The organism is Pedobacter ginsengisoli (assembly GCF_002736205.1).
Lineage (GTDB): Bacteria > Bacteroidota > Bacteroidia > Sphingobacteriales > Sphingobacteriaceae > Pedobacter > Pedobacter ginsengisoli_A.
The window spans coordinates 4,279,278-4,304,965 of the sequence record NZ_CP024091.1 but is presented as its reverse complement, the minus strand read 5'-3'; the positions used below and the strand labels follow the sequence as shown (position 1 = coordinate 4,304,965).

The window sequence follows — 25,688 nt, the reverse complement described above, 5'->3', positions numbered from 1 at the left end:
AAATTTATATATATGGATCAGGAATTATTTGGGAAAGTAGACCACTATATCAGCGAGATGCTGGCGCCTGAAGACGAAGTTCTTAAGGAAACTATAAAATCTTTAGATGACGAAAATATGCCTCAGATTAGTGTTACAGCAAACCAGGGTAAGTTTTTGCAGGTTATAGCGCGGATGTGTAACGCAAAAAGAATACTGGAGCTGGGAACTCTTGCTGGCTACAGTACCATATGGATGGCCAGATCACTTCCTGAAAGTGGCAAAATTGTTACAGTTGAATTTGACCCTCACCATGCAAATGTTGCAAAGCAGAATATTGAAAAGGCCGGGCTTTCTGATAGAGTAGACATTAGGGTGGGTAAGGCAATGGATATTATGCTGCAATTAAAAGAAGCTAAAGAAGAGCCATTCGACCTTATTTTTATTGATGCCGATAAACCACCTTATGCAACGTATTTTGAAATGGCACTAACCCTTTCCCGTTCAGGAACCGTAATAATATGTGATAATGTAATCCGCGAGGGTAAGGTTCTTGATGAACATAGTGATGATGACCGGGTTGTAGGAGTACAGCGTTTGAATAAAATGTTAGCGTCAAATGAAAATGTTACAGCTACCATACTTCAAACTGTTGGTGTTAAAGAGTATGATGGAATGGCTATTGCAGTGGTAAAATAAAGAGTTTATAATGAGTCAGAACAAAAAAATCACTACACTTTTTACTGATATAGGTGGAGTGTTGCTTACTAATGGCTGGGACAGAAAGGCAAGAGCCGAAGCCGCACAACTATTTAATTTGGATCTTGTAGAAGTTGAAGAAAGGCATCACCTTACTTTTGATACTTATGAGGTTGGTAAAATTACACTGGAAGAATATCTGGACAGGCTTGTATTTTATGAGGACAGAAATTTCTCTAAAGAGGACTTTAAGGCATTTATGGTAAGTAAATCACTTCCTTATAATGATATGATTAAGCTGATATGCGATCTGAAAAAGAAATATAACTTAAAGGTAGCAGTAATCAGTAATGAAGGCCGGGAGCTTAACCAATATAGAATCAGCACTTTCAAACTAAATGAATTTGTTGATTTTTTCATCTCGTCGAGCTTTGTGCATTTCAGAAAACCAGATGCAGATATCTTTAAGGTTGCCATTGATATTTCCCAAAGCGATGTTGAAACAAGCATTTATATTGATGACAGAATGCTTTTTGTACAAATTGCAGAAGGGCTTGGCCTTAAAGGAATATGCCATACAGACTATAATGACACCAAAATAAAACTGGCTGAGTTCGGTTTAAGTGTGGATTAATCTTATATCTAAAAAAAATTACAGCCGTTGGTCGAAATTTTTAGGGAGTTTGTCGTGAGTTACACGATGCTGGTATAATACGCCGAATTTGGCTGAAACGAAAGGGGAGTAATGACGTCTTATTAATAAAAACAATAAGAAAAATCCTAAAACATAAAGTCATGAAAACTCTTACAAAAGCACTATTCGGAACAGCATTAGCAGCAATTTTTTTAACCTCTTCGGCAATGAAAACTTTCGCTGCAAACAAAATTGAAATTACTTCAGTAAAAACAAACTCTACCGGAATCAACAAAATTTGGGTTGCAGGAAATGTGAAACTTGTATTAAGCCAAAATGATAAAGAAGGAGTTTTTGTGAATGAGAATTTCGATGCAAACAATACATCAGTATTAAGATCAGGACAAACTTTGTATATCAACTCTACAGAAAGCCATCAGGTTACTATAAATATTTCTGTAAAGGATTTACAACGTATCGAGGCTGCAGGTAGTTCAGTAGTTGTTACTAAAGGCAACTTCGATGTAAAATATCTTCAGTTGTTTTTAAGTCAAAGTGCAACAGCTAAAATTAAATCTAAGGTGGGTAGTTTATATACAGTGATCAGTGAGGATGCAGTGTTAAAGATGAGTGGCAGTTCAGATGAGCATACCTTGATTGCAAGCAATATGGAGAATGTTAAATTTGATAATTTTGCCAGTTTGAAAACAGAGAATTTAAGTGAAGGGGTGATTATGAGTGCTGATAGAACAGCGGCAATAAAGTAAAATAAAACGCTTAATCCATGAAAAGGCCCGTTATGACCACGGATGGTCGGAAGAATATTTCTTCCGACTTTTTTGTTTACAATTGTTTTTTTATTTTTATTTAACTATCTGATTATCAATTATTTATTTTCTTTTCTTATTGATTTTAAGTATATTAAATACTGTAAATCAATAAGATATGGCCATTTTCAAAGATCATAAAGTCACTGTAAAACATCTCTTAAGCTTCATTTCTGAAACCTTGATAGCAAACTTGTCGGTCACGACTAAGATCGATCACTACGCGAAAGTTCTGCATGGCAACAAACTGTTTTATTTGCTGCTCTATGGCATTCTGGAGAATGACAGGCTTAGCCAACGAACGCTTGAGGATACGTTCAATGATTCGGTATTCAAAGTGCTTTTCAATCTTGATGAGGATGAAAGGATACGCAGAAGCTCTATTTCCGAAAGACTGTCCAAAGTTGATCCTGATTATTTCCGGCAGATCTATGAATACATTTACGAGCGCTTTTCCGCGACTTATACTTTAACAGAAAGAAAGCAGTATAACCTGATCCGTGTAGACAGCACGATAGTGAGTCAAACCGCCGGTAAGTTAACTGAAGGTATAGTCAATCCCGGCAGCAGTAAAAAGGCGGTTAAATACAGTCTTGCTTTCGATGGTATGCTGCCCGGTTTGGTCCATGTGTTCACCAATCCCAAGTATGGAAATGAAGACAATGCACTGCCGGAAGTCGTCATGGCGCATGTTAAAAAAGAACCCGGTCATCAGAATATTTATGTGTTAGACAGAGGTCTTCAATCTACCAGAACCATGAAAACTTTTGGTGAAGATGGCATAACATTCATTTGCCGGGCAAAAGAGAACAGGAAGTTTGAGCTGATAGAATCACTGATCGATGAAAAACAAGACATGGATATGGGCGAATCCATGTTGCTAAAAGATAGCATCATACGGCTTTATACGGGTACACCCATAGCCAACCAACGGGGAAATATACATTACAGAGAAGAACTAGTGGAAAGTCCTTTTCGCCTGGTTGTCGTCAAAAGCAAAGCAGAGCAAGGCAAGGAGTACTGGCTGTTAACAAACGATTTCAATTTGCCCGCTAAAGAAATCGCGCAGGCTTACCGAAGTCGTTGGGACATTGAGGTATTCTTCCGCTTTCTTAAACAGGAACTCAATGTAAGTCACCTGGTTTCACTTAATAAAAACGGATTACAGGTGATGCTGTACATGACACTAATAAGCAGCATGCTGGTACTAATCTATAAAAAGGGGAATGATCAAGGCTATAAAACAGCAAAAAGGCGTTTTGCCATGGAGGTTAGAGATCTGGCTATAGCCATGATTGTTATTCAATGCGGCGGCGATCCAGGCCTATTTTTTAAAACATAAAAAATGGCCGGAATTTCTTCCGACCATTCGTGGGTATTACCGGGCTTTTTTTTATTACTATTTCTTGGTTCCCTTTATGGCATTGGGCTTTCGTCGGCTTTGTTTATGTCGCTTTTAGTAGGGACAGCATCTTTTACATCAGCAGGTTCAGAGCCCTTTAAGTAAGTAGGCAGATTTAACCCGGCCATATTAAACAAATCATTTAAAGGGGGAACAGTTTTCATCATACCGGAAACAAAATTGGCAGTAGATGAATTGCCGTTTTCATTTACTCCGTTACCGGAATCCCACACCGTGATCTTATCGATCTTGATGTTTTTTACTGCCTCAACTTGTGTTTTAACTAATTCCGGTAATTTCTCAATTAGCAATAACTGGAATGCTTTGGTTGGATCTCCTCCTGCAGCAGCAACTACTTCTTTATAACCTTCGGCTTGTTTGGTTAGTATTTCAAATAAACCCTTTGCTTCGGCCTCCATTTTTGCATAGATAGCATCTGCCTCACCTTTAGCGTTTTCCCTGATGGTTTCTGCGTCAGCTTGGGCTTGTATAATTGCCCTTTGTTTGGCAATTTCGGCAGGAACCACAATATTGGCAATTTGCGTTGCTCTTTCACGTTCTGAACGGGCTGCTTCAGCTTTTCGCTCAGCCAGATAAGATGCTTCCAAAGCCTGAGCCTGTTGTACCTTTTCAGCAGAAACAGCAATTTTTAAAGATTCAGCCTCTTTTTCTCGGCGAAGCGCATCGGAATTAGCAATATCTATTTTTGCCTCGTTTTCTCCTTTTACCGCAATGGCATTTGCTTCCGAGGTTTTAATACGTGTATCTCTCTCTGCTTCGGCTTTACCAATTTTCTCATCTTTAGCGGCAGAAGCAATACTAATTTCACGGTCTTTTTGAGTGATGGCAATTTTAACATCACGCTCACGCTGGGTCTCAGCAATTTGAACATCTTTTTCCCTGTCGGCAATGGCTTTCCCTGTTTCACCAATTTTGGTTTGTTCTGCAACACTGATCAAAGCTTCGTTAATGGCCTTTGCTGCGGCTTCTTTACCCAGTGCTTCAATATACCCAGACTCATCTTTAATGTCTGTAACGTTTACGTTGATTAGTTTAAGGCCGATCTTTTTAAGCTCAGTATCTACGTTTTTTGAAATATTATCCAAAAACTTATCTCTGTCAGAGTTTATTTCTTCAATGGTCATGGTGGCAATAACCAAACGAAGCTGACCGAAAAGAATATCTTTAGCAAGTTCCTGTATTTCTGGTGCTGCAAGGCCAAGCAACCTTTCAGCAGCATTATTCATGCTGTCGCTTTCTGTTGAGATGGCGATAGTAAAACGACATGGAACATCAACCCTGATGTTTTGACGGCTTAATGCATTTACCAGATTGGCTTCAATTGAAATGGGTTTAAGGTCCAGGTAAGCAAAATCCTGAATGACAGGCCAGATGAAGGCACCCCCTCCATGGATACATTTGGCCGATGTACCTCCGGTTTTACCGTAAATAACTAAAATTTTGTCTGATGGGCACCTTTTGTAGCGGGCAATTAATGCCGATAGCATTACAAAAATAACGATAACGGCAACAACGATGATGGTAAGTGGTGATTGTAAGATGTTTTCCATTCTAAATTTTTTCTACTAGGACTATGTTTTGGGTTTCTATACTAACTATTGTAACGGTTGATGAACTTTCTATTGATTCTCCATTTGTAATGGCATCAATTTCCCGAAAGGATCCGTTAATGCTGATCTGGATCTTGCCAGTCCCTGCTTTATTTGCCGGAATGCGCAGATAAACAGTAGCATTTCTTTTTAAAACAGACTCTATTTTAAAAGTATTATCCTCTGCCAGTTTCTGGATTTGCTTCATTATCAGGAAAAACAAAAAAATAAAGCCAATGCCTATCAAGACAGATATTATAATAAGTAGTGGCTTGCTACCAATAAGCGAATAAAAGGAGATACCACTCCAGCTCAACCCTAAAAGAAAGTTGATTAAATTCCGGAATGAGAATAACTGAAAAGGTGCATCGGCATGGTCAAGATTTCCATCAAAATCTGCATCTATTCCATCTGCAGAATCAACACCGATAAATGTTAAAATGGTTTGAATTATGAATATCAAACTTACAGGTATAGCTATATACCAATATGCCCTTAGTAAGGGTTCGAGAGCGTTAAAGTAGTCCATTATGGTAAAAATAAGATTTTTCTGCTATTTAATCAACAGCAATAAACTGATTTTTACCTCAAAAGAATGATAGTAATAGAATTTTAATCCAAAGTTTATACATTTCGTAATTGCATGTGCATTGTATAATGATTGTATAAACATTGTGTTAACATTGGTTAAACCCCCAACTTTTTCCAAAAATTCTAGAGTTAGGCCGCCGGATAAATGCGGTGTACATACCCTTAAATGCAAAATATTATAGCCGGGAACATGAGTTAATTTATACATTTGCTTTCAATAACAATCTAGAACCCCAAAAACCAAAAATCATGAGTAATTCTGATAATTCTTCTGAACTTAACGAGGCAATATCTCACAATGTATATTTTGAAGGTAAAGTGCAAAGTCTTGGTCTGAAAACGCTAAAAGGCAAAGCAACTGTTGGTGTAATGAAAAAAGGAACATATACATTTTCTGCATCTTCACCAGAGGAAATGATTGTGATGGCGGGGACTATGCATGCACAGCTGCCAGGAGAGAGCTACAAAGAATATAAAGAACAGGAAAGTTTCCATGTGGAAGCAGGAACTTCTTTTGAAGTTATATGTAACGATGACGTAGCCTATATCTGTTATTACGGATAAAAAGCATTATTAGTTTTGCGTATATGTGCAAAACGGCATGTATGTGCAGTAACTAATGTATGTATGGATATCATTGAAAAAACAATAAAAGCAAGAAGAGCCACAAAAGCAGTATTTCTGGTATGTGGACTTGGGGTGTCTAGCTGGGCACCAATGGTTCCTTATGCAAAGGAGAGGCTTCAATTAAATGATGCAAATTTAGGTTTATTGCTTTTACTGCTGGGTACCGGTGCGATAAGCATGATGCCTGTAAGCGGTGTTTTGTCAAATCGCTACGGAAGCCGGATAGTTATGCTGTGGTCAGCTATAATTATGGCGCTGGCACTTCCCCTACTTTTAGTTATGGACAATGTTATCTGGATGGGAGTGATGCTATTCATATTTGGGTCGGCGGTTGGTACTGTAGATGTAGCTATGAACTCTCATGGAGTACATGTGCAAAATAGATTTGGTAAACCGATTATGTCGTCCCTTCATGGGCTTTTTAGTGTTGGGGGCCTTTTAGGTTCTTTAGGTCTGGGTTTCCTGATGAAGATAGGATTGGAACCCATAACCGCTGCTATATGTATTGCTGTTTTGTTGATCGTTATTGTTTCATGGAAGTATAATGCCTTGTTTGATAAAGAAACTGAAAGTGCAGCCATTAAAGATTTCTCTTCACATGATCAGAAAGGCAATTCAAGGTCATTCTCGTGGCTAACTGGAGGCGTTCTTTTTTTAGGGGCAATGTGTTTTGCTGTTTTTTTGGCCGAAGGGTCTATGTTAGACTGGAGTGCAGTTTTTTTAACAGAAAACAGAAAAATAGACGAAGAACTGGCAGGAGTAGGCTATGCTGCATTTTCAATTGCTATGGCCACAATGCGATTGCTTGGCGATAAGCTGGTTTCCCATCTTAATGGACCAAAGGTTGTTATCGGGGGTAGTCTTATTGGAGCTGCCGGTATTTTTCTGGTAATACTAACGCCCTGGCTGGTTACGGCTTTATTGGGCTTTATTTTATTGGGCTTAGGAGCTGCCAATATTGTTCCTGTGTTTATTAGTGAGGGTGGACGGTTAAAGAATGTTCCTGCCTCGGTATCTATTCCGGCAATTACTACTATTGGTTATGCAGGACAATTGGCAGGACCGGCAATGCTTGGATTCATAGCCCACCAATATTCTCTGCCCATAGCTTTAGGTTTTAGTGGCTTTTTGCTGGTGTTGGTAGCTGTTTTCTATAAAATGAAGCCAGGTGGATGAACCCTAAACACCCACGCTGGTTTCTGCTCTTGTCTCCCTCACTCTCCTAAAAAGGTCCTCCCCGGATATGTATCATTATGCAAAAGGACAGCCAGTTGGAGAAAGAGGCTTTGAAGGGGCTTTAATGGGCTATCGTCAAAAGAGCCAGTGTATTATAAGCATCAAAATGTAGAAAGAATATCCTAATTGTATTCAAATGGGAGTTGATCGCCAATTCTTTTGCCACCCCAAAAGCCCTGTACAAAAAAACTTCTGAAATCTACATAGCTGCCTTTGCTGTCTATGATTGCATTATCCAGAAACAGACGTATTATAGAGCCGTCTTTACCCATCCATCTGGTAATTGCGCTTTTTTGATCGGGATCATTGGCTTGTAAAGCTTTCTCCTTATCAAAAATGATAAAGAGTCGGGTTTTGAATTTCAATTGAATAAAATTGCTGTCAATTGTATTGATGTATTGCTCCATGTTTACCGGTGTGGGAGCTAACTTTAATGGTTGGATGTTATTCATTACTTCGTAGGTAATAAATCCTTCCTGTTTCAAATGGTTTTTATAGAGGGATCTGAAATAATGCATAAGAGATCCTTGGAAAGCTTTTTTTCTGTTTGCAAGCCAGGAGGTTTTTTCATTGTCGCTGCCTTCCAAATTTTCGAATACCGATTCGCCATCATAACTTGTAACACCTGTTTCTTTGTTGTAGCGAAAGTTTCTAAGCAGGTATTTAATTTTATAGCCAAGACTTTTGTTTTCAATAATCAGGAAATCGTCTGATGTGGCTTCCAGTATTTTCTTGTTGGTCGAAAAATCAAGAATTTCGAGGTTTAATATGGTGCATTTTTTTGCATTCTCAGATTCACCAAGAAAATTTTTAAGGAATATTTTTATGTTCTCTTTCCGCTGAGAATCATTGCCTATTACTACCTGGCGTAAAATAATTGGTTTTTCTGTTAATTGGATGTTTAATGAGGCCGGCTGATCCTGAATAATTACGTTGCTTTTTGATGAATTGTAGCCAACCATTCTAACTATGACCTGGTAGGTTCCGGGCTTTATGTTGTTAAATTTAAACTCGCCTTTTGCATTGGTGGCAGTGCCTTTTTCAGAACCATCAATAAAAATGGTGGCACCCTGCATAACTTCTTCTTTTGTATTCTTAACAGTGCCGCTAATAGTAAAAGTTTGTTGTGCTTTTAATATGCCTGCCTGCATTAAAATAATAAAGATCGAGAGCGTAATCTTTTTCATTGTTTAAGGATTATAAGAGCCTGTTAAGCTAATATAACAGAAATCCTAAAAACCTGTATCAGAAAAGAAAGTCTTCTATCATTGTTGTTACCAAATCAGGGAGCTTACTGCTTTTATTTTCGGCGCAGATTTCTCCAATATAGTCTCCATGGCCACCTGGAAGTACAGCCAGCTCGGCATTTGGTAAAGTTCGTGTTAGCTGAAGAGCGTGTTCAGGAAGTATTACATCTTTATAGCCATTAATAACAAGTGCCGGCGCCTGGATGGCTTTTATATCTGCATCGCTGATGTCTTTAAAGGCAATCATTCGTGCAACATCTCTGTTGAACATGATTTGGAGACCTTTTGGGTCTGGATTTGCTTTCAGGTAAGCTTCCTGCAATGGCTGGGGCATGTATTTGAGTTCTGCATTTTTAAAACCATCAAAGAATCCGGCAGGCATACCATCACGTTTGTAAGCAGCAGATGCAAGAACAAGCTTGTTTACCAGTTGGGGATGTCGGATAGCAATTTGCAACGCGGTGGTTCCTCCATTGCTAAAGCCCATGATGTCGGCTTTTGCAATATGCAGGTGTTTAAGTAATGCAGCTACATCATCAGCATCCTGTTCAAAACTTAAAGGACGGTCAATATCTAATGTATGCCCGTGTGCCTGTAATTCTACCGCGATTATCTTATGCTTTTTTGCCAATTCCGGAAGGATGCGTCCAAATGTAGAAGCTATAGTTGAACCCCCGCCGTGTATTAATACCAAAGGCTTGCCATTACCATGAATTTCATAATATAGTTTTAGGCCGTTTACCTCCGCATATTGCCCTGTTTGTGCACTCATTTGAAGATGGGTTATAATTAATAGAAATGTAGTGATTGTTAATGTGCGTTTCATAATTTTATTTTGATAATATAAATTTACGATCAGAATATTCGAAAATGGAGGGGTGTATGTGCCAAAATATATGGGCGATTGCGTCTTCTTTTTGTTAAATCAGAAGTAGTATTTATGAATCATTTAAGGTCTTTGCTGGCTACATATGCATACAACATTACAGGTTCTTATGAGGTGTCACAAGATATAGTTCAGGATGTCTTCTTAAAATTCTTGGAGGTAGATAGGGCTGATGTTATAAATGAAAAAGCTTACCTGGTACGTTCAGTAGTTAATATGGCTATTAATTATAAAAAGCGAAGTGAACGGGTGCAACATGAGTATCCCGGAATCTGGCTGCCGGAACCTATTGACACTAATGAGGCTGATTCTACTTTGAACAGAGAGGATGTACTTTCTTATTCCCTGATGGTACTTCTTGAGAAATTAACACCTCAACAGCGGGCAGTTTTTATTCTTAAAGAGGGTTTTGATTACAACCATGCAGAGATTGCCGAGCTATTGGAAATAACGATTAGCAACTCAAGGCAGATTTTGAAACGGGCAAAGCAATGTATACAGGAAAGAAGAAAGTTGGCTAAAAATAATGCTGAAAGGGAATTAGTCTTAAAATACAGAAATGCAATAAAGAATGGGGATGTTCGGGAATTGGAGTTGATGCTTAAGGACGATATTTCTGTAATATCTGATGGTGGAGGAAAAGTGCTTGCTGCTTTGAAACCTATTTCAGGCAGGGCGAATGTGATCCGGTTTTTGAATGGATTGCAAGCGAAATTCTTTTCGAAACGAAGTTTTAAATATGGTTTGATTAACCATCAGCAGGCAATGTTTCATTATGAAGGTGGGGTAATGGTAAGCTGTCAGATCTTTGTTTTTGAGCAAGATGAGATTGCTAATATATTTTTTATTCGAAACCCGGATAAGTTGTCACGCTTTGAGCATTCTGATTGTCTTTAAGAGAAAAGAATATTTTATGTTACGAATTAATCAGAATGAAATCCCTGAAGGATTATTTAAAGCAATGAGACAGGTACAGGATCATATCCGTAATTCCGGAATTGATCCGTTGTTAATTGAATTATTAGACACAAGAGTTTCACAGATCAATGGCTGCGCATATTGTTTAGATATGCACTCGAAAGAAGCGGTACACAAGGGAGAAACGTTACAGAGGTTGATCTCTTTATCCGTTTGGAGAGAGACGAACTATTATACACCTAAAGAAAGGGCTGTATTGGCTTTTGCTGAAAGATTAACTAAACTTAAGGAAGAGAATGAATCAGATGATCTGCATGATGAGCTTAAAAAGTATTTTTCTAATGCTGAAATTGCAAATCTTTCATTAGCAGTTGCCCAGATTAATTCATGGAACAGGCTGGTTAAGTCTTTTGGAACAATAGCAGGAACATATGAAGTGAAGTAATATTTTTTTTCATAGATTTATGCATTATGAACAAGTCTAACAGAAGAAAATTTATTGGAACTGCTGCAGCTCTTGCAGTGGGGACAGCTGCAACCGCTATGCCGTTATCAAGTATGAAAAAAAATTACCCGGTGGTACACCATGTGTTTTTCTGGTTGAAAAATCCAGATTCAAAAGAAGATCGTGATAAATTGGTTGCTGGTGTGAAAGCACTTTCAAAGATCCCGACTGTAAAAGAATTACACGTAGGTGTTGTGGCCAGCACTGAACAACGTGATGTTATTGATAGTAGCTGGGGAGTATCTGAACTAATGTTTTTTAGTGATCTGGAAGGTCAGGCAACCTATCAAACACATCCAATACACCTTGAATTTATAAAAAACCATAGCCATTTATGGGAGAAAGTGATCGTGTATGATGCAGTTGAGGCTTAAAATAGAATCATTTTAAATATCAATTAGTAATTGGCTATTACATAAAGCATAAAGTAATTACTTAAGTTTGAAAGAAAAACTGTTATGAATTTTTATCACATTTTAAAGAGCGCACACTCAGGCTGGCGTTATCTTGTCTTGATTTTATTGGTATTGGCAATAATAACTGCAATTGCAGGATGGCTTGGCAAAAAACCTTATACAGAAGGAAATAGAAAACTTAATGTGTTTACTTTAATTTTTGTGCATACCCAAATTTTATTTGGCCTGGTGTTGTATTTTGTGAGCCCACTGGTTGAAGCAGGGATCAGATATTGGAAAATGGAGCATATTGGGATGATGATTTTTGCAGCTATTTTAGTGACTGTAGGTAACGCAAGATCGAAAAGAGGGGATGACCCGTCGGTTAAACACCGTACCATAGCGCTTTATTTTGGATTGGCTTTAATAGTAATTGTAGCATCAATTATTCAGATGACTATGGTAGATCCTAGCCGTAGTTTTTTTGGAGTTTCATAAATTTCACAATTTAATTTTGTTTAGTAAGATTTATTTATATTTTTGTTGCACATGATTAACAATATACATACTTGGCAATGGCGTGGTAACTTTGAAAAGAGTTTCGTCGTAACCTTGTGTACCTTATAGTTTATCAACCTAAACCAAACCACATTGTAAAACCCGACGTAACCACACGCCGGGTTTTTTTATGATCCGGCAATTTGAATAAATGAATTGAAAAAAATGTTATTATGAATAATTATACCATTAATACAACTTATAAAAAGAGACTTGCAGATACCACTACTCCGGTAAGTATTTACCTGAGACTGAGAGATGTATTCCCAAATACAATTTTATTGGAAAGCTCGGACTACCATAGCCGGGAGAACTCTATGAGTTATGTGTGCGCCGAACCTGTTGCAGGTATTATTCTGCAGGATGGTGTGCTTTCTTCTTACTTTCCTGATGGGCGGAAAGAGGAGAAAACCGAGTTTGTGCTAACCGAAGAAATAGATAGCTTTAAAGCTGCTTTTACACCGGATGTAATTGATGGAAACAGGCATATTTCGAGTGGGTTATTTGGGTATTTTACATGGAGTGCCGTGCAGCATTTTGAAGACATTTCTTTTTCTGCAGAAACTCCGCGGGACGAAGAGATCCCAACAATGCAGTATCATATTTACAGGTATATTATCGCTATTGATCATTTTCGTAATGAGATCACACTGTTTAAAAACAGATTTAATGGTGATGACAATGAGGACCTGGAAAAGATGGAATATATTATTCAGAATAAAAATTATCCTGAATATAGTTTTAAAACCAATGGTGAAGAAAATTCTAACCTGACAAATGAGGACTTCATGAACATGGTTGATAAACTTAAGAAGCATATATTGCGCGGAGATGTTTTTCAGATTGTTCCATCAAGGGCATACAATCAGGCTTTTTTAGGGGATGAATTTAATGTTTACAGGTGTTTAAGATCTATAAATCCATCGCCGTATCTTTTTTATTTTGACTACGGAAGCTTTAAGCTTTTTGGCTCATCGCCCGAAGCTCAAATTACAATAAAGAATAATGAAGCCAATATTTTTCCTATTGCAGGTACATTTAAACGCACAGGAAATGATGTAGAGGATGCCGAACAAGCAAAGAAACTGGAAGAGGACCCTAAAGAAAGTGCTGAGCATGTTATGTTGGTAGATTTGGCAAGAAATGACCTTAGCAGGCATTGCAGCGGTGTTCAGGTTAAATCTTTTAAAGAAGTTCAATACTATTCTCATCTGATCCACCTGGTTTCTAAAGTGAGTGGCAACCTGCAGGAAAATGTATCTGCATTTAAGGTTGTGGCCGATACTTATCCGGCAGGAACATTAAGTGGGGCCCCTAAGTACAGGGCTATGCAGTTAATTGATGAGAATGAAGGCCTTGGAAGAAACTTTTATGCAGGAGCACTTGGGTACATGGGTTTTAATGATGAGTTTAATCATTGCATCATGATCAGGACATTTATGAGCAAGAATAATCTGCTCCATTATAGAGCAGGTGCCGGTATTGTTGCCGACTCCGTTCCTGAAAATGAACTAAATGAAGTAAATAATAAAATTGCTGCTTTGCGCAGGGCAATTGAAATGGCTACGCAAATTTAAGATGGAGAATAATAAGATCATGCAAAAGAAAGTTTTGGTTATAGATAATTACGATTCGTTTACCTATAACCTGGTGCATTTAGTAAATGAATTAGGCAGGGATGTTGAAGTGTGGAGGAATGATAAATTTGAGCTGGCTGATGTTGAGCAGTATGATAAGATTTTACTTTCGCCAGGACCGGGGATACCTGAAGAGGCCGGCTTATTACTTGATGTAATTAAAACCTACGCACCTACCAAGAGTATTTTTGGTGTTTGCCTGGGTCAGCAGGCTATTGCTGAAGCATTTGGGGGAAGTTTGTTGAATTTAGGACGGCCAATGCATGGAATTGCAACGCCGATTACAGTGCTGGATAAAGGTGAACTTTTATTTAAATACTGCCCTGATGTAATTAAAGTTGGCCGCTACCACTCATGGGTTGTGAGTAACAATGGGCTGCCTGATTGTTTTGTTGTTACAGCAAGTGATGATACGGGAGAGATTATGGCTTTAAGACATAAAACACTTGATGTGCGTGGTGTACAATTCCATCCGGAAAGTGTACTTACAGAGTATGGAAAACAAATGATGCAGAACTGGTTAGAAAGTTAAATATGAATATTTTAGATAAAATTGTACTGAGAAAGAAGGAAGAGGTGGCTTTGGCTAAGCAGAATGTTTCTGTTAAACAGCTGGAGAGTGCACTGCACTTTGAACGCAATCCATATTCTTTTAAAGAGTTTTTATTGGCGGCAGACCGCACGGGTATTATTGCTGAGTTTAAGCGCCAGTCTCCATCTAAAGGAGTTATTAATGACAAAGTTACAGTTACTGATGTCACTACAGCTTATGCTTCAGCAGGCGCTTCAGCATTGTCTGTGCTAACGGATACAGATTTCTTTGGCGGTCATCAGCAGGATTTGCTGGAAGCCAGGGCTTCGAACAATATTCCTATTCTGAGAAAAGATTTTATGATTGATGAGTACCAGGTTTTTGAGGCGAAGGCATGGGGTGCTGATATCATTTTATTGATTGCGGCTATACTTACCCCTAAGGAAATTGCTACTTTAGCGGGAAGGGCTAAGGGTTTAGGCCTTAATGTGCTGTTGGAAGTTCATAATCAAGAAGAACTGGAAAGGAGCATTTGCAAAGACCTTGATGCAATAGGTGTTAATAACAGAAATCTTGCTGATTTTACAGTAAATATTCAGACTTCTTTTGATCTTGCTGATCAGATTCCTGCTGATTTTATGAAGATATCTGAAAGTGCTATTAGTGACACAAATACAATTAAACTATTGAAACATGCAGGATTTAATGGCTTTTTAATTGGCGAAAATTTCATGAAAACTGAGAATCCGGGACTTGCAATCAGAGAGTTTGTCAGTGAATTGATCTCGGTATAACTTTTGTATCTTTGTATTTTACATGGGAAAACAGAAATATTACGACACGGCGGTGAAGCCGGAACGGGCAGTACTTGTAGGAGTAATCAGGCCTGGTGAAAAGCCAGAGGAAACCAGGGAGTACCTGGATGAGCTTGCTTTTCTGGTAGATACGGCAGGGGGGATTGTGGAACATGAATTTACGCAGAAGATGCTTAAACCTGACCGTGCAACTTTTGTAGGGACAGGGAAATTGGAAGAAATACAGGCTTACGTAAAGTCTGAAGAGATAGATATGGTTGTTTTTGATGATGAACTTTCGCCATCACAACTAAGAAACATTGAACGGGAACTGCAGGTTAAAATATTGGACCGTAGTAACCTGATCCTTGATATTTTTGCCGGCAGGGCACAAACTGCACAGGCTAAAACGCAGGTGGAACTGGCTCAGTTGCAATACCTGCTACCCAGACTTACCCGCTTGTGGACTCACTTGGAGCGCCAAAAAGGTGGTATTGGTATGAGAGGACCAGGTGAGACGCAGATTGAGAGTGACAGAAGGATGATTCTTGAGAAGATCTCTCTTTTAAAAACCAGACTTACCCAGATTGACAGACAAAACGAAACGCAAAGAAAGAACCGTGGACAACTGATCAGGGTTGCTCTTGTTGGTTATACCAACGTAGGGAAATCAACGATTATGAACATGCTTTCTAAATCTGAAGTGTTTGCTGAAAACAAACTATTCGCAACCTTGGATACTACGGTGAGAAAGGTGGTTATTGAAAACCTGCCGTTTTTACTTTCAGATACAGTTGGATTTATCAGAAAATTGCCTCACCATTTGGTTGAATGTTTTAAATCGACACTTGATGAAGTTCGTGAAGCAGACGTGTTAATTCATGTTGTAGATGTTTCGCATCCTAATTTTGAAGATCAGATCAATGTGGTGAATGAGACTTTAAAAGATCTGGGTGCAAGAGATAAGGAGACCATTATGGTGTTTAACAAAATGGATGCTTATGTAAGCCCTGAGCCTGATCATGAGGATGAGGAAAGAGCAGTGCTTACTCTTGATGATTTTAAGCGTAGCTGGATGGCAAATCATAATGCTCCTGCATTATTTATATCTGCCCTGCATAAAGAGAATCTAGAGGAATTTAAACAGTTATTATACGATAAGGTTGTTGCTTTACATGTAGATCGCTATCCTTACGATAAATTGTTATATTAATTAATGCCGTTAAAGAAGAAAGAGAAAAATTATGGAAAGTAAACGTCAACAGAAATTTGCCGGGGTGTTACAAGAGGAATTAGCTGCCATTTTTCAGCGCGAAGGCTCTGCATATTTACCCAATACACTGGTTACTATTACTAAGGTCCGTGTTTCTCCGGATTTGGCGGTGGCAAAGGTTTATTTAAGTTTTTTAAATACAAGCAATACAACCTTATCTGTGGCTGAAGTAAATTCACATGCCAGTGAGATCAGATACAAGCTGGGTGCACGCATCCGTCATCAGGCTCGTGTGATTCCTACGCTTACCTTCTTTGTGGATGATACCAATGAGTATGTAGAGCATATGGATAAGTTATTTGATAAAATATCAAGGGACCGTAAGGAGACGGATGAAGAAGCCGATTAAAATACGTAAATTGGTATATGTTAAAGATTCTCATAGCATTACTTTTGTTATTGGGGCTAAATGTTAAGGCTCAGCCAACTTTAAAGGGGGGCTAGAATCGTTTGTAGTGAATAATAAGATTTATCCTCAGTATTCTTTCCAAAACTGTATTGATGGCACTGTTACCATAAGCTTTAAACTTAATAAGGCTGGCGAGGTGTATTTTTCTAAAATTCAAAAAGGCATAGGAACTGATCTGGACGATGAAGCACTGCGATTAATCCGTTTAAGTAGCGGTAAATGGATAGTTCCGGAAGATCATGATACTACGGTATCTGTTGTGGTGCCAATAAACTTTAAATTGTCAGGTGCCAATTGCCAAAATAAAAGCCCAAAAGAAATAAAGCAGGCAATAGAAATCTATAAAACCAATGTGGGTATGACGGATGCCGTGCTTAATTTTTACAGACACAAGGCTAATGGAAAATTTACTGCTGACGAAGAACAAAGAATTTTAGCTTTAAAGGCGAGCCTTGGCTATGATGAGGAATATATGAAAATGAGGATAAATGATGGGTTGAGGAAGCTGAAGCAAAAGGATAAACAGGGGGCCTGTGAAGATTTTATGTTTGTTAAAAACATGGGATATGATTTGGCAGACGAGCAGATTGCGAAATATTGTAATTAAACAATAATATTAATTGCTGCGGGAATTATGTTGGCCTCAATTCTGCTTACCTTGCCCATGTATTCTCCATCGACCTGAAAATGTGCCTTATGTTTCGTTTTGATATTGAGGCTGGTTGTTTGAAAAGATTCGATATTCTTAGGGTTTAAAGCCATATTGGTAAACCTGAGTTTTAGAATCTCCATTACTGAATATTCTTTTACCAGGATTACTTCAAAAAAATCATCGTCGAGTTTCCCTTTTGGATTGATTTTTACGCCTGTGCCGTACATTGTTGCATTTGCAATAACTACCATTGCAGCTTCTGAACGAATGGTTTTATCTTTTACCTTAATCAATACTTCCATTTTATGATGGCTCCAAAGTGCTTTCCATGCAGCTTTGGTATATCCCCACATTCCACGCTGCGGGAGATCATTAAATTTTTTAACGATGTAGGCGTTAAAACCAATATCAGCAAGATGAATGCATAACTCATTGTTTACAGTTACAGCATGTATTTTTTTTGACTGGCCGTTTACTGTCACATCCAGCGATTCTTTAATGGTTACCGGTATCCCTAATTCTTTAGCCATACCATTTGCAGACCCCGCAGGTATAATGCCCATTGGTGTTTCTGTTTGGAGTAAGCACTCTGCAACCAGCTTAATTGTTCCATCGCCACCTACGGCTATAACCCGGTCGGCATTTGAATCGGTTATTATGCTTTTGACTTTGTCGAGCGAGCAGTTTAATGTTAATGTGTAAAGCTGAGCAGTATGCTCTAATGTTTCAAAATAGTCACTTATAACATCGCAGAAATTGATCTCGCCATTCCCAGATCCCGGATTAATAATAAAAAGCAATTTCATTGGAATAGTTTTGTCGGCCATTACATTTTCTTTAATATCACAAACAACTTTAGTATTGCTCTGTTTTAATTATTAATGAAAAAATCTGTAAGCGTTAAAGTATATCATGGATACGGACACACCCATAACCTTGTTGTATATGGCCATGTATTTAAGTTCAGGGCCAGAACCATGCAGGGTTTTAGTAATAATTTGTTCGTTAACATTATCCATTTGCTAAAGTTATTTGTACTTAAACCATATCCTCATGTACAGGTCCGGCTAACTTTTAATGAGCAGGAAGTATATCATAAAACGGAGTATGATGGTTTTTTTAAATTTGAATGGGCGGCAAATAAAAATGTAGATGCAGGTTGGCATGGCGTAAAAATAGAAGCTCTAGATAAGGATGGAAACATGATAGGGATGGGGATGGGGCAGATTTTTGTACCGCACATTACCCAGTTTGCCTTTATTTCTGATATTGACGATACAGTGATGGTATCTCATTCGGCAACTATTAGAAGAAGATTAAGGGAGCTTTTTATTAAAAACCCACGGACGCGAAAAACTTTTAAGGATATATATACCCACTATACTGCGCTTGCGATTTCACATACAACTGCCGATCAGCCCAATCCTTTTTTTTATGTATCTAGTAGTGAGTGGAATTTATACGACTATCTGGTAGAAATTTTTAGCTACAATAAACTGCCGGATGGGGCCTTTTTACTAAACCAGATTAAGCAGCTGAGGGACCTCATTAAAACAGGTAAAACGGGGCATGAGGGGAAACTGATGAGGGTAATGAGAATTTTGGATGCTTTTCCGAATCAAAAGTTTGTTTTTTTTGGAGACAATACCCAAAAAGATCCGGAGATATATACAGCTATTGCAGAAAAGTATCCTAAAAATATTGCAGCAGTTTATATCAGAAACATCCGTAAAGACATGGAAGCGCCAACCAGGGTATTGTTAAAAAGGATTGCGGCGCAAAATATCAATACATGCTTATTTGAAAATAGTATAGATGCCATTGAGCATTCTAAAAAAATAGGATTGATTGAAGGTTAACTGATCGATTTTCCAAAGGGAGAGAAGGCCAGGTTCATTAATTTGAAATGCTGACGGCCAAATGGAATACCCACAATGGTAATACATAGCAGTATGCCAAAGAATAGGTGTGTAAGTGCGATCCATAAGCCTCCAAATATTAACCAAATGATATTCATTACGGTTGATAGGCAGCCCGTGTTTGAAGATGTGTCAGTAATTTTAACGCCAAATGGAGCAAGGCCGACAAAGGCAAATTTGAAACATTGTATCCCGAATGGGATTCCGACAATGGTTAAGCATAAGATAAGGCCACCAATTATATATTCAAAAAATATAAATATTCCGCCAAAAATGATCCAGATTATATTGCCTATTAAATTCATGTTATGTTTTTATTAGGATGAAATATAGTAAGATTAGTTACATTAAGGCTAATGTTTTATTATTGTGAATGGTTTTTAGATTACCTGAAGATGAGATTGTTTTTCCTAACCCGGCATTGGCGGATCCGGATGGCTTGTTGGCTGTAGGTGGAGATTTAAGCGTAGAAAGATTGCTTTTGGCTTATCACAACGGAATTTTTCCGTGGTTTAGTGATGATGATCCAATTTGCTGGTATTCGCCTCATGAACGCTGTGTAATATATCCTGCCGAAGTAAAGGTTAGTAAAAGTATGGGTAAAGTGCTTAAATCCGGAACTTTTGTGATCACCTTTAACAGGGCATTTAGTGAGGTAATAATTAACTGTGCAAAAGTTGGCAGGAAAGATCAGCCAGGCACCTGGATTACCAAAGAAATGCAGGATGCTTATATCAGGTTGCATGAACACGGTTATGCTAAAAGTGTAGAGGTTTGGAAAGATAATGTACTGGTAGGTGGATTGTATGGTGTTGAGATAGGGGATGTTTTTTGCGGAGAGAGTATGTTTAGCTTGGTAAGTAATGCATCAAAAGCTGCTCTTATTTGGTTGTGCCAGTCGAATAAATTTAAGTTAATAGATTGTCAGTTGCCCAATGATCATTTGATGAGTTTAGGGGCAGAAATGATTTCGCGTGAGAAGTACAGTGAATTCCTGAACGGTTAGTTCAGGATCTCTTTGATGTCGTCTTTACTTAAAGATTTGAAGAAGCTTTCTTCAGTAGTTATTAGGGAGCTTGCCAATCTTTTCTTACGGTTTTGCAGTGCCAATATCTTTTCTTCGACAGTATCTTTTGAAATGAACTTATAGATGAATACTTTTTTCTCCTGTCCTATTCTATGTGTACGGTCAATTGCCTGTTGCTCTACAGCAGGGTTCCACCATGGGTCCAGAATAAATACATAATCGGCCTGGGTTAAATTTAAACCTACACCGCCGGCCTTTATAGAAATTAAGAAGACCTTTAGCTCTGTGTTTTTCTGGAATTCAGCAACTATCTCCCCCCTGTTTTTAGTTGATCCATCGAGATAAGAAAAGGAAATGTTCTCTTTCTCAAAATAAGTTCTGAAGATATTGAGGTGTTTTACAAACTGAGAAAAGATAAGAACCTTATGGCCACCTTTAAGAACATTGTCAAGCGTATGAACAACGTTTTCAAACTTTCCTGAATCAGAAGTATAAGTGTCATCTATCATACCCGGATGATTGGCCAGCTGACGCAGTGCGGTTAAACCTTGTAAAAGCTGCACTTGTTTTTTTGCATAAGTGCCATCGTCCATACTGCTAAGTAGGTCGTTGCGATAAGCGGATTTCGTTTTTTCATAATATGCCGCCTGATCCTCGCTCATATCACAGTAAAATACTTGTTCAGTTTTAGAAGGAAGCTCTGCCGCAACCTGTTCTTTTGTACGGCGTAAAACAAAAGGTTTTATAATAGCCTGTAGTTTTCGGGCCTTATCCTCATCCTTCTTTTTCTCAATTGCCTGAACATATTCTTCGTTAAAAAAGGATTGTGTACCGAGCAGTCCGGGATTTAAAAAGGTAAGTTGGGTCCAAAGATCACTTACAGAGTTTTCAACCGGAGTACCACTCAGAATGAGCCTATGTTTAGATTTTAGCGTCTTAACTGCCTTAAATGATTTTGACGAAGGGTTTTTTATATTCTGACTTTCATCTAATATGATGTAGCTAAAATAGAAGTCCTTAAGGATGTCTATATCTACACGGGTAATTCCATAAGTGGTAATAACAATATCATACTTGGCAAATATGCTTACATCTTTGTCTCTTGTAGTTCCCGTATGTGAATGTATTTTGAGCTTAGGTGTAAATTTTTTTGCTTCATTTAACCAATTGTAGATTAAAGATGTTGGCATAACGATTAAAGAAGTTCCATGAATGGTATTTTGATCGTTTTCTTCTTTAAGTTTTTGTAACATGGCTAATGTTTGTATGGTTTTACCCAAACCCATATCGTCTGCTAAACATCCGCCAAAATTATACTCGCGCAAAAAACTAAACCAATTGTAGCCGGCCTTTTGGTAACTGCGTAAGTCGCCTTTAAAATGGACAGGCATTTGGGTGTCGGCTATGTTTTCGAAATCATTTAATCTTTCAAGTTTACGGCTTAAAGTTATGTTGGCAATGCTATCCTCGGCCAGCTCATTGATGAGGCCTATGTGATGTTTTTTTAGGTGAAGAGATTTGCCTCCTTCTGACAGGCTAAAAAGACTGCCATATTGTGTAAACCATTTTTCAGGAATAATGGCAATTGTGCCATCAGGCAGTGTAAACTCTCTCTTTTTATGAAGGATGTGTTGTTTAAGAGATAGAAAGGGCACGGGATGAATACCGAAGTATACAATTGCATTTATGTCAAACCAGTCATTGTCTTCTTTAATTTCAAAATCTATTTTGCTGGTGGCAAACAGGAATTTTTTTGCGCCGTTATGTTGTTCAATTTCAAAACCAAGTTCTTTTAGTCTTTCTATATGTTCGTTTACCCAATTAATGATGGCATAAGATTGATCATCGTCATGATTATCTGCAACTTCCAGGTTGTGAAAAAGGGCACTGGTTTTTTTTAAGCCCAGGTTTAGTAGAGTTTCAAATTTTTGTTTCTCAAAAGCAGTATCTCTTTTTATACGGGTAAAAACATAGTTGTTACCCTCTTTGGCAAGGCGAACAGTTACTTTCTTTTCATTTCCCATTGCAAAAGCGTATTCACCGTATTTAAAATAAAGTTGAAGCTGAGAAATACCAGACTCTACATAAATAACTTTTAGTGTTGGTGTTGGGTCATGCTTTTCTGTTTTTATGTCGAAACCTTCGGCATAAACATGATATTTTTCTATAAGCGGAGCAACAAACTTTTCAAAATAGGTTTCTTCAGTTGCTTTTGGGATTGTTATGTATCGCTTATTTAAAAAAGGGAGAAGTTTTTTTCCCTCGATATCTTGTTCAAAGAAATAGATCATATCATTAAGTAATAGCCATGCAGGCTGATTACTTATAATTTGGGCATCTTTAAACATAAAATCGATTCTTAAACCCTGGTATTTTATAGTTGGGAAATAACGGGTTTCAGTCTCGTTACGTCTGAAATGGAATAATACGGTTGAAGGTTCTGTTGCAATATCTATTTTTCGTTCGGCTGGCCAACCATCATTGTCCATTAAATATAGTGATCCTTCGGGTTTAAGCGCTTCTAAAACTTCAGATAGTTTCTTCTCTATTTTTGGGCGAACGGTTTCATAAAACTTATCATTAAAAAACTTACTAAAAAACTCTCCGGGGCGTATCACTTTCTTATGATATTTCTTTATAATAAAGTCTTGCTCCGTTTCGTCAAGAATCTTAATGAGCTTAAAGTCGCTATCTGTTAAATGTTTCGCAAACTCTTTAGCGGTATGAGAAAATAAGCGCTGATAGGTAAGTGAAAAGTCGCCCTGAGGATTTAATTGAACCATATGAGGTTCAATTAAGTATCCAAAATACGCGTGTTTACATAATGAGTATACAATTTTGCAGGGTTTGGAACTATCTACGCGTAACATTGACTAAAGATTAAAACAATCGGAGGGTAAGCATTTAAAAATCTTTAAACATACATCAAATTGAAGTTTTTTTCAAATGGAATCTCATATTATGGCTAAAATTTTATAATGAGTTTGTCGAGGGAATCAGACAGTTGGTCGTGAGTTACATTCGGATGGTATAAAATGAAATATTTGGCTGAAACGTTTGCTGAAAAAGGGGGTCTTAATTACAAAAAAACTACAAAACCCTAAAATTCGAAAAGATGAAAACTCTAGTAAAAACATTATTCGCCTCAGCATTGACCGTTGTATTTTTGGCCTCTACCGGTATGACAACATTTGCTAATGGAACCGATAAAAAGCCAGTTGAATTGGCTACTTCAATGACTTTTAATAAGCTTAAAGTGAGCGGGAATGTGAAGGTTGTTTTAGTTCAAAGTAAAAAAGAACGCATAGAAGTTGTAAATGGTGATTATAATCAGGAGAAAACTTCAATTAAAAGACTTGGATATACTTTAATTATTAATTCTACAGAAGCTAATCAGATAACAGTTCTGGTCTTGGTAAATGACCTACAGCGAATAGATGCTTCTGGCCAGGCTGTTGTGAAAACCGAAGGTAAGTTTGACCTTAAATGTCTTCAGGTATTTCTAAAAGATGATGCAAAAGCAACGGTAAAAGCAAATACAGAAAGTATGTATACTTATATAAAAGATCATGCAGATTTGAAATTAAGCGGAACAACAGCAGATCATACTATGATAAAGGACGACATTTCGAAATTGAATACTGATAGATTGGTGGCAGTGAAAACAACAACAACACCATATGAGCAGGTTATGGTAGCTGCCAGTAGAAAATAGTAGTTCTATTTATGCATAATGAAAGCAGCGTAGATGTATCCGCTGCTTTTTTTTATGCAATATGTTTAGAGATCAAATTTAATTCCTTGCGCTAAAGGAAGTGTGTTGGAATAGTTTATTGTATTAGTCTGCCTGCGCATATAAGCTTTCCAGGCATCAGATCCGCTTTCTCTGCCTCCACCTGTTTCTTTTTCACCGCCAAAGGCTCCGCCTATCTCTGCTCCGGAAGTTCCGATATTAACATTTGCGATACCGCAATCAGAACCCTGAGCAGATAAAAATTGTTCGGCTTCTCTTAAATTGAGTGTCATTATTGCTGAGGATAAACCCTGTGGTACCCCATTTTGTAAGGCAATAGCCTCGTTAAGTGTTTTGTATTTTATGAGGTATAAAATTGGAGCGAAGGTTTCATGCTGAACAATTTTGTAGTCGTTTTTCACCTCGGCAATACATGGTTTTACGTAACACCCGCTGGTATAAGCCTGGCCTTGCAGAACACCACCCTCTACTATAAAATTTCCGCCTTCTGTTTTACAGTTTTCAATTGAATTAAGATAAGCAGCTACAGCATCCGTATCAATTAAAGGGCCTACATGGTTATGCTGATCAAGAGGATCGCCGATGCGTAATTGACCATAGGCTTTTACCAGCTTTGCAGTAAAAGTGTCGTAAACACTTTCATGAATTATAAGCCTTCGGGTAGAGGTACATCGCTGACCTGCGGTTCCAACAGCACCAAAAACAGCACCAATTAAGCTCATATCCAGGTCGGCATGTTCAGAGATAATAATAGCATTGTTTCCACCCAGCTCAAGCAAGCTTTTACCGAGCCTGGCACCCACCGCTACGGCAACAGCCTTTCCCATGCGGGTTGATCCTGTAGCTGATATTAGTGGGATTCGACTGTCATTTGTCATGAGCTCGCCAATTACTTTATCTCCGATAATTAGGTTACATACACCTTCCGGAATCTCATTTGCTTTAAAAACACCGGCAATAATATGTTGACAGGCAATTGCTGTAAGTGGTGTTTTTTCGGATGGTTTCCAAAGGCAAACGTTGCCACAAACTAGTGCCAATGCTGCATTCCAGCTCCACACAGCTACGGGGAAATTAAAGGCAGAAATAATGCCGACGATCCCTAATGGGTGCCATTGTTCGTACATCCGATGGCTGGGACGCTCAGAGTGCATTGTTAAGCCATAAAGCTGGCGAGACAGGCCTACGGCAAAATCACAGATGTCTATCATTTCCTGTACTTCTCCAAATCCTTCCTGAAGACTCTTACCCATCTCATAAGAAACAAGAGTACCCAGATCTTCTTTGTTTTTACGAAGGGCATCACCAAACTGCCTTATTATTTCGCCCCGTTTTGGTGCTGGTATGCTGCGCCAATAGGAATGGGCCTCTTCTGCTTTTATTATTATAGCATTGTAATTTTCAGTAGTTGCCATCTTACAACGGGCGATGTTCTTCCCATTAACGGGAGAATCACTGTTGAGTATTTGTGCGTCTGGAGAGGCTCCCCATTCATTACCTGTACTGTAGGCCGGATTTAAATCCAGAATGTTTAGGTTTTTTAAAACCTGACTGATATTATTCTGCATAATTGAATA

27 protein-coding genes are annotated in these 25,688 nt (G+C 38.2%); 19 read left to right on the top strand and 8 right to left on the bottom strand.

The window, feature by feature from the left end:
• The first annotated feature begins 12 nt into the window (after positions 1–12).
• The 4 genes from CPT03_RS17815 (at position 13) to CPT03_RS17800 (ending at position 3,481) form a co-directional block, all read left to right on the top strand.
• Positions 13–678 carry an O-methyltransferase gene (locus CPT03_RS17815; protein WP_099440098.1) on the top strand — a complete coding sequence of 222 codons (666 nt, stop codon included), beginning with the start codon at positions 13–15 and terminating at the stop codon, positions 676–678.
• Positions 679–688: 10 nt separating this feature from the next.
• Positions 689–1,312, top strand: coding sequence for an HAD hydrolase-like protein (locus CPT03_RS17810; RefSeq protein ID WP_099440097.1), 624 nt, complete (start codon positions 689–691; stop codon positions 1,310–1,312).
• Between the two features lie 161 nt (positions 1,313–1,473).
• Positions 1,474–2,079: a GIN domain-containing protein gene (locus CPT03_RS17805; RefSeq protein ID WP_099440096.1), complete on the top strand. Its 606-nt coding sequence runs from the start codon at positions 1,474–1,476 to the stop codon at positions 2,077–2,079.
• Between the two features lie 178 nt (positions 2,080–2,257).
• Positions 2,258–3,481, top strand: a complete 1,224-nt coding sequence (locus CPT03_RS17800) for an IS4 family transposase (protein ID WP_099440095.1) — start codon at positions 2,258–2,260, stop codon at positions 3,479–3,481.
• A gap of 74 nt (positions 3,482–3,555) precedes the next feature.
• On the opposite strand, the gene CPT03_RS17795 is transcribed toward CPT03_RS17800, so the two are convergent.
• Complete coding sequence (locus CPT03_RS17795) at positions 3,556–5,112, bottom strand: flotillin family protein (RefSeq protein ID WP_099440094.1); 1,557 nt, start codon at positions 5,110–5,112, stop codon at positions 3,556–3,558.
• A gap of 1 nt (position 5,113) precedes the next feature.
• Positions 5,114–5,680: an NfeD family protein gene (locus CPT03_RS17790; RefSeq protein WP_099440093.1), complete on the bottom strand. Its 567-nt coding sequence runs from the start codon at positions 5,678–5,680 to the stop codon at positions 5,114–5,116.
• A gap of 311 nt (positions 5,681–5,991) precedes the next feature.
• Here CPT03_RS17790 and CPT03_RS17780 point away from each other — a divergent pair, with 311 nt between their 5' ends.
• A complete protein-coding gene (locus tag CPT03_RS17780; protein WP_099440091.1) occupies positions 5,992–6,306 on the top strand; it encodes a pyrimidine/purine nucleoside phosphorylase in 315 nt (104 codons plus the stop codon).
• 63 nt (positions 6,307–6,369) lie between these two features.
• Positions 6,370–7,545 carry an MFS transporter gene (locus CPT03_RS17775; protein ID WP_099440090.1) on the top strand — a complete coding sequence of 392 codons (1,176 nt, stop codon included), beginning with the start codon at positions 6,370–6,372 and terminating at the stop codon, positions 7,543–7,545.
• A 182-nt stretch (positions 7,546–7,727) separates the two neighbouring features.
• On the opposite strand, the gene CPT03_RS17770 is transcribed toward CPT03_RS17775, so the two are convergent.
• Positions 7,728–8,792, bottom strand: coding sequence for a carboxypeptidase-like regulatory domain-containing protein (locus CPT03_RS17770; protein WP_099440089.1), 1,065 nt, complete (start codon positions 8,790–8,792; stop codon positions 7,728–7,730).
• Between the two features lie 58 nt (positions 8,793–8,850).
• Complete coding sequence (locus tag CPT03_RS17765) at positions 8,851–9,678, bottom strand: alpha/beta fold hydrolase (protein ID WP_099440088.1); 828 nt, start codon at positions 9,676–9,678, stop codon at positions 8,851–8,853.
• Between the two features lie 114 nt (positions 9,679–9,792).
• Here CPT03_RS17765 and CPT03_RS17760 point away from each other — a divergent pair, with 114 nt between their 5' ends.
• From CPT03_RS17760 to CPT03_RS17715, 10 genes are all read left to right on the top strand, one after another.
• Complete coding sequence (locus CPT03_RS17760) at positions 9,793–10,635, top strand: sigma-70 family RNA polymerase sigma factor (protein WP_099440087.1); 843 nt, start codon at positions 9,793–9,795, stop codon at positions 10,633–10,635.
• A 16-nt stretch (positions 10,636–10,651) separates the two neighbouring features.
• On the top strand, positions 10,652–11,101 hold the full coding sequence (locus CPT03_RS17755; RefSeq protein WP_099440086.1) for a carboxymuconolactone decarboxylase family protein: 450 nt from the start codon (positions 10,652–10,654) through the stop codon (positions 11,099–11,101).
• Between the two features lie 26 nt (positions 11,102–11,127).
• Complete coding sequence (locus CPT03_RS17750) at positions 11,128–11,535, top strand: Dabb family protein (protein ID WP_099440085.1); 408 nt, start codon at positions 11,128–11,130, stop codon at positions 11,533–11,535.
• 84 nt (positions 11,536–11,619) lie between these two features.
• Positions 11,620–12,054: a cytochrome B gene (locus tag CPT03_RS17745; RefSeq protein ID WP_099440084.1), complete on the top strand. Its 435-nt coding sequence runs from the start codon at positions 11,620–11,622 to the stop codon at positions 12,052–12,054.
• Between the two features lie 233 nt (positions 12,055–12,287).
• A complete protein-coding gene (locus CPT03_RS17740) occupies positions 12,288–13,691 on the top strand; it encodes an anthranilate synthase component I family protein (protein ID WP_099440083.1) in 1,404 nt (467 codons plus the stop codon).
• A gap of 19 nt (positions 13,692–13,710) precedes the next feature.
• Complete coding sequence (locus CPT03_RS17735; RefSeq protein WP_099441167.1) at positions 13,711–14,283, top strand: anthranilate synthase component II; 573 nt, start codon at positions 13,711–13,713, stop codon at positions 14,281–14,283.
• Positions 14,284–14,285: 2 nt separating this feature from the next.
• The gene (trpC, locus tag CPT03_RS17730; RefSeq protein ID WP_099440082.1) at positions 14,286–15,077 is read left to right on the top strand and encodes an indole-3-glycerol phosphate synthase TrpC; all 792 of its coding nucleotides are present in this window, start codon (positions 14,286–14,288) and stop codon (positions 15,075–15,077) included.
• Positions 15,078–15,099: 22 nt separating this feature from the next.
• Positions 15,100–16,290: a GTPase HflX gene (hflX, locus tag CPT03_RS17725; RefSeq protein ID WP_099440081.1), complete on the top strand. Its 1,191-nt coding sequence runs from the start codon at positions 15,100–15,102 to the stop codon at positions 16,288–16,290.
• A gap of 31 nt (positions 16,291–16,321) precedes the next feature.
• Positions 16,322–16,699 (top strand): 30S ribosome-binding factor RbfA, encoded by a 378-nt coding sequence (gene rbfA, locus CPT03_RS17720; RefSeq protein WP_099440080.1) that lies wholly within the window; start codon positions 16,322–16,324, stop codon positions 16,697–16,699.
• A 106-nt stretch (positions 16,700–16,805) separates the two neighbouring features.
• Positions 16,806–17,366: a TonB family protein gene (locus CPT03_RS17715; protein WP_099440079.1), complete on the top strand. Its 561-nt coding sequence runs from the start codon at positions 16,806–16,808 to the stop codon at positions 17,364–17,366.
• On the opposite strand, the gene CPT03_RS17710 is transcribed toward CPT03_RS17715, so the two are convergent.
• Positions 17,363–18,238: a diacylglycerol/lipid kinase family protein gene (locus tag CPT03_RS17710; RefSeq protein WP_099440078.1), complete on the bottom strand. Its 876-nt coding sequence runs from the start codon at positions 18,236–18,238 to the stop codon at positions 17,363–17,365. The two genes, CPT03_RS17715 and CPT03_RS17710, sit on opposite strands and share 4 nt — an antisense overlap.
• Before the next feature lie 54 nt (positions 18,239–18,292).
• On the opposite strand from CPT03_RS17710, the gene CPT03_RS17705 reads away from it, so the two are divergent.
• Positions 18,293–19,270, top strand: a complete 978-nt coding sequence (locus tag CPT03_RS17705; protein WP_099440077.1) for an App1 family protein — start codon at positions 18,293–18,295, stop codon at positions 19,268–19,270.
• Here CPT03_RS17705 and CPT03_RS17700 read toward each other — a convergent pair.
• Positions 19,267–19,635 carry a YccF domain-containing protein gene (locus CPT03_RS17700; RefSeq protein ID WP_099440076.1) on the bottom strand — a complete coding sequence of 123 codons (369 nt, stop codon included), beginning with the start codon at positions 19,633–19,635 and terminating at the stop codon, positions 19,267–19,269. The two genes, CPT03_RS17705 and CPT03_RS17700, sit on opposite strands and share 4 nt — an antisense overlap.
• A 68-nt stretch (positions 19,636–19,703) precedes the next feature.
• On the opposite strand from CPT03_RS17700, the gene aat reads away from it, so the two are divergent.
• Positions 19,704–20,336 carry a leucyl/phenylalanyl-tRNA--protein transferase gene (gene aat, locus CPT03_RS17695; RefSeq protein ID WP_099440075.1) on the top strand — a complete coding sequence of 211 codons (633 nt, stop codon included), beginning with the start codon at positions 19,704–19,706 and terminating at the stop codon, positions 20,334–20,336.
• Here the strand turns inward: aat and CPT03_RS17690 are convergent.
• Positions 20,333–23,227 (bottom strand): DEAD/DEAH box helicase, encoded by a 2,895-nt coding sequence (locus CPT03_RS17690; protein WP_099440074.1) that lies wholly within the window; start codon positions 23,225–23,227, stop codon positions 20,333–20,335. The two genes, aat and CPT03_RS17690, sit on opposite strands and share 4 nt — an antisense overlap.
• Before the next feature lie 245 nt (positions 23,228–23,472).
• Between CPT03_RS17690 and CPT03_RS17685 the strand changes: the two genes are divergently transcribed.
• Positions 23,473–24,072, top strand: a complete 600-nt coding sequence (locus CPT03_RS17685) for a GIN domain-containing protein (RefSeq protein WP_099440073.1) — start codon at positions 23,473–23,475, stop codon at positions 24,070–24,072.
• A gap of 65 nt (positions 24,073–24,137) precedes the next feature.
• Here the strand turns inward: CPT03_RS17685 and CPT03_RS17680 are convergent, their stop codons facing one another.
• Positions 24,138–25,679 (bottom strand): aldehyde dehydrogenase family protein, encoded by a 1,542-nt coding sequence (locus CPT03_RS17680; RefSeq protein ID WP_099440072.1) that lies wholly within the window; start codon positions 25,677–25,679, stop codon positions 24,138–24,140.
• Between the last annotated feature and the right edge of the window lie 9 nt (positions 25,680–25,688).